General features: G+C 33.3%; 2 protein-coding genes. One reads left to right on the forward strand and one right to left on the reverse strand.

Annotation, left to right across the window (positions count from 1 at the left end; translation table 11 throughout):
- Positions 1 to 124: 124 nt before the first annotated feature.
- Positions 125 to 307, forward strand: a complete 183-nt coding sequence (locus tag I6E26_RS11020) for an Arc family DNA-binding protein (protein WP_235321913.1) — start codon at positions 125 to 127, stop codon at positions 305 to 307.
- Positions 308 to 409: 102 nt separating this feature from the next.
- On the opposite strand, the gene I6E26_RS11025 is transcribed toward I6E26_RS11020, so the two are convergent.
- A partial coding sequence (locus tag I6E26_RS11025) for a hypothetical protein (RefSeq protein WP_235321914.1) occupies positions 410 to 888 on the reverse strand: 479 nt, incomplete at its 5' end.

Here is an 888-nt window from a genome sequence, read left to right on the forward strand (position 1 = left end):
ATTGTTTACCCCAGTATGGGGCATAAAATAAATCTGCGCAATTACTTTTTACACAAACTATTTTACACTCCCTAATTTTCTTTTCTTATATTATATTCTACTATATAGAAGGGAAGGTTATATTATGGCAACTAACAAAGTAGCACTACAGGTACGACTTGATGAAAAAGTTCATGCTAAGCTGAGAATTGTGGCGGAGGAAGAAGTGCGCTCACTTAATTCCCAGATTGAATACTTCGTCATCAAGGGTATTCAAAAGTATGAACAGGAAAACGGCATAATATCTATTAACACGCACGAGAAATAAACTACTATCATGAAAACAAAAGTGGCAGGTCTAAAAATGACCTGCCACTTTTGTTTTCATGATATAACGCAAATTCTCAAACATATACTATATATATGAACGTTATTTAGTTTTATAATATCTCCCATACAAATAGTTGTGTATTATCTTGCCGGATAACAATGCCTCTCCCATATAATGGTTAATATTCGATGTAGAAATATCAATAAACATATCCGAATTAACCATACTAGCAAGCCGCTGATCACCTTGCTGATACAAAAGTATTCTTCTCAACTTATCTGTTACATCTAAATCCCCATTTATGATACTCCCAATAATATCAGAAACATGCTCATCTGTAACAAAATATACTGAACGTATCATAGAACCCACAATGTCTTTAGTTTCGTCAATATCAGAAGAAATACTAGGCTTAAATTCATCATCCATTTTTAGAAAAAGAGGCTTATCTATATACCTATAACTACTATCGTCATCTAATGCTCTTGGTGCATTCTCAGCCAAAATGGGAGTGTAAAATAGTTTGTGTAAAAAGTAATTGCGCAGATTTATTTTATGCCCCATACTGGGGTAAACAA

Origin of the sequence: Anaerovibrio lipolyticus, from assembly GCF_021531495.1 — a bacterium.
Taxonomy (GTDB): domain Bacteria; phylum Bacillota; class Negativicutes; order Selenomonadales; family Selenomonadaceae; genus Anaerovibrio.